The sequence below is a fragment of the Bacteroides sp. An279 genome, from assembly GCF_002159615.1.
Taxonomy (GTDB): Bacteria; Bacteroidota; Bacteroidia; order Bacteroidales; family Bacteroidaceae; genus Phocaeicola; species Phocaeicola intestinalis.
On the sequence record NZ_NFJA01000123.1, the window covers coordinates 1 to 8431 of the forward strand.

Here is an 8431-nt window from a genome sequence, read left to right on the forward strand (position 1 = left end):
GTTAAACGCCAATAGTCCTGCTATGGTTTCCATTAGTAAAAGTATTGGCTTCTAACTCCCTTTAACTCCCTGAAATAACTCCTTATTGGTGAAATGCGGACATTCATATTCATTTTTTAGGGGTATGTATTGGATGAATGCGGACATTCATTTTTTATTCAGCAGATTTTCCTTTTCAGCCAGCAGCCGGCAGACGCTGTCTATACGTTCGCTGCGATAGCTGGACTTGAACAGGCTGAGCAGACTGTCCACCTCCAGACGCTTCTTATGGTATATATTCATATCTTCCTCGTTCCAGTCCAGCACGGTCTCACCAATAAGGGATAAATCCACCATTTTAACATATACCTCGTGTATGTCCTTGCGTAAACATCTTAGAAGCTGTTTTGAATTTCTCCAAAAAGTTTTTCTTGGCTTGATGTATCTGTTTTCGTGTGTGCTTTGGGCGATTTTTTGGTCCTTTTCGCTCCTGTTCTTCGTCAGATAGCCCGCTATCTTCCTCATCACAGAAGCGAAAATGCCTCAAAAACTCATCCCAAATCATCGCACGATAAATTCAAAACAGCTTCTTATCTTTTGGCTTGTAATCTCTAATTCCTGTCGTCTGTGCTGTTCGTTGAGCCAAATATAGATGATGCCGAAAATGACGAAATGCAGCCCGCTTACCTTGCGGTAGCGGGCTGCGGTGTCTGTATGATGTTACCGGGCACAAATGCTCCCGCCCGGAATGGGAGTTCTTAATACTTTGTTACGGTCTTGCCACATTGACAGACATGACGCTTGCTTGCGAAGCATCATTCTGCCCCTTCACATACGCACGGAAAGGCTTCACCTTTACTTTGTCTCCATCGGTTATCGGATAGATGTTGCCGTTCTTTAGGAAGTAGCCCGCGGTGGGTATAATCTCACTCATTGTACCTACCATGAAGTTGTCTGTCGCGGGGGTGGTTACCAGTTCCACGCCTGCGGCACTTTCGGCGCTGAAGGTGATGCTGCCTGTACCGGGTGTTCGATAGAACAGCGGCTTGCCGGCTTCAAAATCGGTTTCTACGAGGGTAATCACGTCGCTTTCCAACTCCAAAACCTGATAGTAAGTAACCTGACCGCCAGCTACAGAAGTAGGAACGAATGGCAGACAGATGGTTCCATATTGGGAGTTATCTGACAGGGCACGGACATAAGTAACCTTTTTGCTTTTCAACTTGAGTTGGTAATCCTTATACTCATCCATACCCTCATCGTCAGTCAGCGTTATTTCGCCCAAAACAAGATTTCCCGAACCTTCCAATTCCTTTGCATTATCGAACGTACCTTCCAATACCAGTTCTCCGTTTACAACCAACTGGTTGGCATCGGCAGTCAAAGTCTTATCTTCCGGAATCGTCAGGGTGCTGCCCTCCGGGATGGTGACCTTCGCGTCGCTGGGGATGGTGAGGTCATCGGTCAGGGTATAGGTGCCGCCCACGGCGCTGGTCTGGCCGCTCTGGCCGTAGATCAGCCAGCTGCCGTCGCCGGTGGGGGCCAGCGGATTTTCATTGAAAGACGAATCCCTAAATATCACACTGTTGGTCAGCAGGGTGGAGCCGTTCCCGACGGTCACAGACCCTGTGCTGCTCCAAATGTTAACAAGGTAGATGCCGACCGCCGTGTCCGTCCCCGATCCGCTCCGGGCGGTGAGGGAGCCGCTGCCGGATAGGGTCACGGAAGGGGAAGAGGAGTCAATATAAAGGCCATAACTGTAATTGCCTGTGCCGCCGGTGACGGTCACGGTGGCACTGCCCACGGTGACAGACGAAGACGAAGACATAGAGATGCCGTAACTGCTGCCACTGGTGTCACCGCCGGTGGCGGTCAGCGTCCCGTCCTGCGCCGTAACTGTGCCACCGTATACATAGAGACCTGTCGAAGTATAGTTTCCGTTGATGTTGCCGCCGATGGCGGTGACGCTGCCGCCTTGCTGGGTGAATGATCCCATGACAAAGATACCATAACTGCTGCCTGAGCTTGTCTCAGCGCCCTGCGCGGTCAGGCTGCCGCCGCCTTGGATGGTCAGGTTCCCAGACACACGGATGCTCTGGGAATCACCGTTTGGATCCTGAACGCCCGTGACGGTGCTGCTGCCCTCCAGCACGATGGTCAGGTCGCCCTCTGCGTAGATGCCCGCTCCGACATGACCGATGATATCCGTGCCGTTGATGGTGGCGTCCTTCAGGGTCAGGGTGCCGCTGCCGTCGTAGTAGACATTGTAGTTGTCTGCGCTGGCCTCGGTCAGGGTGCCGTCGGCGTTGGTCGTCCAGTAGCCGCCGTTCAGCACATCGGTGTCGCCCACGGTGAGGGTGGTGGGATTGCCTGCCCATGTCTGTCCGGCACCGAATAAGCCGAGCAACGCTGTCAGCAGACAAAGGAGGCGCAGCCGGCTCTTATCGTATAGTTTGTTTCTTGTCTTCATTTTGTTATTCCGTTTATTTTATGGTCTGAATTTTATTGTTTGTCAATCGGCAAGGATATATCCCTCGCTGTCAGTTGTCAGTCCGTCCGTCGAAGTCTGGATGCTGAATGAAAGGGCTGCGTCTGCCGTGCCGCTTTCCGTCCAGTCGTCGGTACCCCAGTCGCCAACCGTAACGCTGTTGATGGTGGCACCATTCTTACCTACGGTCACGTTGAAGGTATAGGCTTTGCCCGATACCAAACCGTTAGTCAGTTGCTCGTTGGCCTTGACGATAAGCGAAGTGCCGCCTTCCATGTTCAGCTGGACAAACGTATCGTCAGCAGCATACTTTCCCGGCAGCAGGACGGCGGTGAAGCTGTGTTTGGCTTCTTCCGAAGTGTCCTCGCTGAATAGTCCGGTTACTGTCGTTCCATTGCCGGCAACGGTCAGTGTCTTTCCAGAAACTGGAGTCTTTGTGGTAGGTACCGTGAATGTAGGAGCCTGGAATACAGGTTTCTGTGTGGCGTACTGGTTGCCGTAACCGCTTATCTTCACGGTAACCTTGGCCAGGTGGTGCTTGAATGTCAGGTTCAGCGCGTCGCTCTTACTTTGTGACGCTGCCGCCGTCATATAGTCCGCACGGCCTATGTAGTTGGCTGCGCCCGGAGTATTGCTGCTCTGGTCGGCCGGGAGTTCAAACTGCGTGTAGGAGTCCGTTTTCCCTTCCACGACGGGATAATAGGCTTCAAAGGTGTTTTCGACATCGTCAGACCAGACTATGTAGTCGGTTCCTTCAGGCTCCCATGTGCCGCCGTTGTATTTGTAAACCGCCTTGTCCTTGCCTGTTATCGCTTCTGGCGAGGTGTTTGTTACCGAAATCTGGTCGTTCTCGTCCCATGCGTTGCCTGTTCCTGTCGTGTTCACACGGGTCTGCAGAGCCTCGATGCCTGCACGGATGTGTACGGCCATCGGGTCGTTGGCATAGTCGGAAGAGATGAAATCATCTTCACTTTGGCAGCCTGCCAACACCAGTGCGAGGGCGGCAGCCGGAATATATTTTGCTATTTTCATTCTTGTTATGTTTATGAACGTTGTTTACTTTTATTCTGTTACTAAGTCGCCGCCTTGCTGTTCGTTACCCCATGGGTCGGCAGAAATGGTGCCCGTCGTCACTTTGTCGCGGCCTACGGTAAGATTCAGCGTGTACTGTTTGCCGCTGCTGAAGGTCAACTCGTGGTCCGACTTGAATGTATATACCTTTCCGTTGTTGTCGGTGATTTCCACCTTCAGGGTTTGGTTGAAGGTCTGCGGTACGAGGATGCACTCGTATTTCTCGTTTGGCGTTGTAGCATACAGGGTGATGGTCTGTCCGCTGTTGGTGGCGGTACCGGCTGTTCCGGCAGTCAGATTCACGGTAGTGGCCGTGGCGCAGTTGGAGAGCTTTACCGATGTGAAGGTCAGGTTCTGTCTGTCTTCAAGCTCGGTGCCCTTTGTCAGTGTCACGTTCAGCTTGGACAGTGCATGTTGGAAGTTGATGTCGAGTGCCGTTCCGGGTGTGGCAGTCTGTGTTCCGGTACACAGAAAATCGGATGCCTTTACGTTGCTATCGCTGTTCTGGTCGGTCTTCACCGTAAAGGCATAGTTTGCAGCATCGCTCACTGTTCCTGTATAGGGCAGATAGGCGTAATAGGTTACTGTTGCATCATTGCTTTTCCACAGGAGTTGTCCGCCCTGAATCGTCCAGCCATTGTCATATTTCACTTCCCGGTTCGTGCAGTTGTAGCGTTCGTCGCTGTTCGTGCCTTCCGTTGTCAGATAAAGTCCGAAACTTCCTTCGGTCAATGCTCCCTGTTCATAACCGGCACGGGTGGCCATCGGGCCTACGTTCACATTCAGTCCGATAGGCGTGTCGGCATAGTCGGGCGTGTTGAGCACGTCGCTGTCGTTGGAGCAGGCTGCCAAAAGGGTGGCCAGCGCTGCTGTTGCCAAAATGTTTGCTTTTTTCATTTGAACTATTTTCTGTTAAGTTGTTAATTATTTATCTTTCAAAGATTCCTTTTTCGGATGGAACCGGAATCCCGCTCCGGCGGTTTATTATTACTCCAATGTCGGCAGCGCTCCGTTGAGTTCGTAATGCCAACCTGAGCCTGCACTCTGCAAGGCGGTATTCATGGCGTCAGCGGCTTTCTGCCAGTTACCGTCCGTCACCTTGGCGGTTCCGCCGGTGCTTCCGCTGCCGGTGCCTTGTTCCTGATTGTTCTCCCAGTAGCAGGCGGTGAAAGTACCTTGGTCATTGCAGCCAGCGATGCCGCCGATTCTATCTCCTACTGAACTGGTGATTTCGCCCGTGGCGTGATAGCAGGCGGTTACGGTACCTTGGCCGTTTATACCCACCACGCCGCCGACGTGAGCGTAACCATACGTTATCGTGGCAGTAACGTTGCCCGTGGAGTAGCAGGCCATGAGGAAGCTATTGTTTCCCAGGTTGCCCAGCACGCCGCCGACAGAGCTAATGCCCGATACAGCCGCTGTGGAATGGCAGCCATCGATGATTACCCCGAGATAGCTGCCTCCGGCTATTCCGCCGACATTGACACTACCCGTCACAGTCCCTTCCGCCGAGCAGCCGGAGATGGTGCCATAGTTTGATCCCGCAATGCCGCCGGTATCGGTGAACCCCTTACCTGTCACCGTGCCATTGACCGAGCAATTCTCTACAGTGCCATAGTTCTGTCCCGCAATGCCGCCGACGCAGTTTGCACCGGATACGCTTATATTTGTCAGCGTCACGTTCTGCACCTTACCTCCGCTGCCGAGACAGCCAATCAGTCCTACATAGTCCGTTCCCGATTTGTCAATCTTCAGCCCCGTGATGGTATGGCCGCCGCCGTCGAAGTTGCCGGTGTATGGTCGGCTTTCAGTTCCTATCGGCGTCCAGTCGATGCCCGAGAGGTCGATGTCATTGTTGAGGATGATGTTGATGTCGGTATCACCGCTGTTCGCCACATCTGCCGCTACCTTCAGTCCTTCACCGCTGTAAATGGTGATGGTTTTGGTATTGGAATCGTATGAGTAGGCTTCGGTCGCTTCACCGCCATCAATGGAAGTACCGTTTTCCCAGTCGGACACGCTGATGCCCGCATCGTCCAGTTCGATCCTGTCGCGTCCCAGCACAAGGTTCACCGTAGTGTATCTGCCCGGTTGCAGGTCGATGTCCGCAGAGTGGGTATAGGTATATACCTTGCCGTTCTCCAGCGTGACGTTGATGGTGCGGAACCCGCTCTGCCCGGGAATCATGATGCCGGCAAAGCTGGCGGATGTGCCCGTGAAGGGAATCACCACAAGGTTTTGACCGGTGGCCGGGGTTACCTCGACAGGATTCTCTAAATAATTCACGGTGGCTTCGGTGCATGCGGCTGCCGTTACCGAAGCCACTTCGGGTGCGGTTGTCCACTCGTTGCGGAACGAAAGGTTTACCACGAGCTTGGCCATTACATGCTCAAACTCCAGCTTCACGGCAGAACCGGTGGGCTTGGCCGTGGTCCTCGCCACCAGCAGGTCGCTCGCGGTCTGGTTATTGAAGTCCAGCGTATAGGGGTCGGCATCGTAATCGGTAGCTCCGTTGCGCTCGGGATAGATGCCGAGGAAATAGTGGTCGGACGTATTGTCGGCCCAAAGCATCTGCGGCTCGGCGGTCCATGTGCCGTCGCCGCCTAATGTATTGATGGAGTTGTCCACCACAAGCCGCTGCATGTCGTTGTCGGCTCCTAACCAGGCATAGACACTGATGCGGTCATTCGTCTCGAAGGTGGTCGAGTTGCCGCTATGGGCCACACGGGTCATGGCTCCCACGGATGCCGTTACCCTTATCTGTCCAAGGTCTTGCGGTGGCAGTACATCGCTGTCGGTGCTGCACGCAGCCAACAGGATAGCGGTTGTTGCCAATAATAGATTCTTTATATTCATACGTTTGCTGTTTTAAGTAAGTAATCAGAATTAAATGACACTATCTTTTGAGGAGTTAAGGAGTTAAGAAGTTAAGGAGTTAAGCCAATACTTTCTGTGTATACGGGGCTCATTGACTTACTATCGGCTTAACTCCTAACGGAGCGCAGCGGAGTGATAACTCCTTAACTTCTTAACTCCTATCATATAAGCTAAATTTGAACATCTACTTAATCATTTATAAATATATAGTCAGCACAGCGGTTTACGCACCCGGAAAAAATATGTTACCGCCATAGTCGCCTTCGAGCGGAGCCCAGTCGGTGATGGTGATGTCTTTGTCGAGTGTGATTTCGTCACGTCCCAATGTCAGGTTGACGGTGGTGTACTTGCCTGTTTCCAACGGGATGGAAACCCCTACGTTATAGACGTATGGCTCGTCAATGTCTTTTACCTTGATCTGTATTTCAATTAAATTGCTGTTAGGAATCATGATACCGGCATAGCTGCAAGCGTAGTTGGCTGCCGGTGTTTCCAAAGCCGGGATGTCTATCGCCTTATTGTCGCCCTGTGGCGTAATCTCTCCGGAGAGGAGATTGACGCTTGCCTCCGCCTTTGCAATGGCTCTGACCGATTCCACGACCGGTGTTCCGGACCACTGGCTGCGGAAATTCAGGTTGATGACTAATTTCGACATCAGGTGGCTGAAGGTCAGCGCCACGGGCGTGTTAGTGGGCGTTATGCCCTTGTTCTCAGTGCCGGCATTCATGGCATAAAGAAGGTCGCTTGCCTCCTGGTCTTCAGGGGTCAGTACATAGTTCATGGCTTTCAGGTCGCTTACCTCCTGCACCGGATAAATGCCCAGAAAGTAATGCGCCGAACTGCTGTTTGCCCACAGCATTTGCGGGCTGGCCGTCCATGTGCCGTCGTCGCCTAAGGTGTTGACGGAATTGTCCACCACAAGCTGCTGTGCATCGTCGGCTGCACCCAACCAGGCATAGACGCTGATACGGTCGCCCGTCTCAAACACCGATTCGTCGCCGTCGGTTGTCACACGGGTCATCTGCCCGATGGAAGCATCCACCCGGATCTCTTTTGCCGGAGCATAGCCGGGTTCATGGTCGTTCGTGCATGCCGCCAGTACAAGGAGTGCGGCAGCAACGGATAACATTTTCTTCATCATAACTCTATCTTTATTTTATTTGTTAATTATATTCCGGGATTAAAGATGTCATCACTCGTAATCCAGCCTTCGCCCCAGGGGTTAATGTCGGTGGCGGTGATATACATGTAGGGCTGCATTCTGTCGTATTCCAATGCCAGCTCGTAGCGTTTTCCGGCAAGCATCAGGGGAGCTTCTGCCGTGTATTCATGACGGCGGCGGCTGACAACCACGTAATAAGGACGTGAATCGGCAAATATCCCTCTGCCTTTCTGTATCTGACTGCAAATCCTCTTTGCCCGGTCAGTACCGGGATAGTCGTAGCGGAACGGACGTTCCAGGTAGTCCACATCAGGACGCATCCAACGGGGCATCCATGAAGTATTGCTGTAATCGAGCGTAAACGGAAACGCTGCCAGTCCGCCCAGCAACAGGAATATACTTGCTATAATGGTTATTTCGGTATTCATACGACTTTTGTTTTAATGGGTTAAACGGGGCATACGAATACGGAAAAGGGCGGAAAGCTCCCGTAAAAAGGAGTTCCCACCCTTGCATGTATTGATGATAATAAGTATATTAACGCGCGAAGATACGCCGGTCGCAATGTGTGTGTGTGTGTGTGTGTGTGTGTGTGTGTTTACACAAATCTCACACATATCCAAATTTACAAGACACTTTCTTGAATACAGGTATATGCACGATGCAGCGGACAACGGAATGTTGCCTGAACAGATTGCCATATTTCCTGAAATGTGCTGTAAATCAAAATACATTGTCATTCAATTATTAAGAAGCTGTTTTGAATTTCTCCAAAAAGTTTTTCTTGGCTTGATGTATCCGTTTTCGTGTGTGCTTTGGGCGATTTTTTGGTCCTTTTCGCTCCTGTTCTTCGT

Annotated in this window: 8 protein-coding genes; all 8 read right to left on the minus strand. The window is 52.0% G+C overall.

Annotated elements, in window-relative coordinates; all coding sequences use genetic code 11:
• Positions 1 to 147: 147 nt before the first annotated feature.
• The 8 genes from B5F78_RS17380 to B5F78_RS15250 all read right to left on the minus strand — a co-directional run bounded on the left by B5F78_RS17380 (position 148) and on the right by B5F78_RS15250 (position 8005).
• The gene (locus B5F78_RS17380; protein WP_087397787.1) at positions 148 to 336 is read right to left on the minus strand and encodes a hypothetical protein; all 189 of its coding nucleotides are present in this window, start codon (positions 334 to 336) and stop codon (positions 148 to 150) included.
• Position 337: 1 nt separating this feature from the next.
• Positions 338 to 544 (minus strand): hypothetical protein, encoded by a 207-nt coding sequence (locus B5F78_RS17385; RefSeq protein WP_162608569.1) that lies wholly within the window; start codon positions 542 to 544, stop codon positions 338 to 340.
• A 204-nt stretch (positions 545 to 748) separates the two neighbouring features.
• On the minus strand, positions 749 to 1975 hold the full coding sequence (locus tag B5F78_RS15225) for a hypothetical protein (protein WP_140400192.1): 1227 nt from the start codon (positions 1973 to 1975) through the stop codon (positions 749 to 751).
• 516 nt (positions 1976 to 2491) lie between these two features.
• On the minus strand, positions 2492 to 3499 hold the full coding sequence (locus B5F78_RS15230; protein WP_087407131.1) for a fimbrillin family protein: 1008 nt from the start codon (positions 3497 to 3499) through the stop codon (positions 2492 to 2494).
• A 30-nt stretch (positions 3500 to 3529) separates the two neighbouring features.
• Positions 3530 to 4435 (minus strand): fimbrillin family protein, encoded by a 906-nt coding sequence (locus B5F78_RS15235; protein ID WP_087407132.1) that lies wholly within the window; start codon positions 4433 to 4435, stop codon positions 3530 to 3532.
• 90 nt (positions 4436 to 4525) lie between these two features.
• Entirely contained in the window at positions 4526 to 6394 is a 1869-nt protein-coding gene (locus B5F78_RS15240) for a fimbrillin family protein (protein WP_087407133.1), read from the minus strand.
• A gap of 244 nt (positions 6395 to 6638) precedes the next feature.
• Complete coding sequence (locus tag B5F78_RS15245) at positions 6639 to 7556, minus strand: fimbrillin family protein (protein WP_087407134.1); 918 nt, start codon at positions 7554 to 7556, stop codon at positions 6639 to 6641.
• 26 nt (positions 7557 to 7582) lie between these two features.
• Positions 7583 to 8005, minus strand: a complete 423-nt coding sequence (locus B5F78_RS15250; RefSeq protein WP_087407135.1) for a hypothetical protein — start codon at positions 8003 to 8005, stop codon at positions 7583 to 7585.
• Between the last annotated feature and the right edge of the window lie 426 nt (positions 8006 to 8431).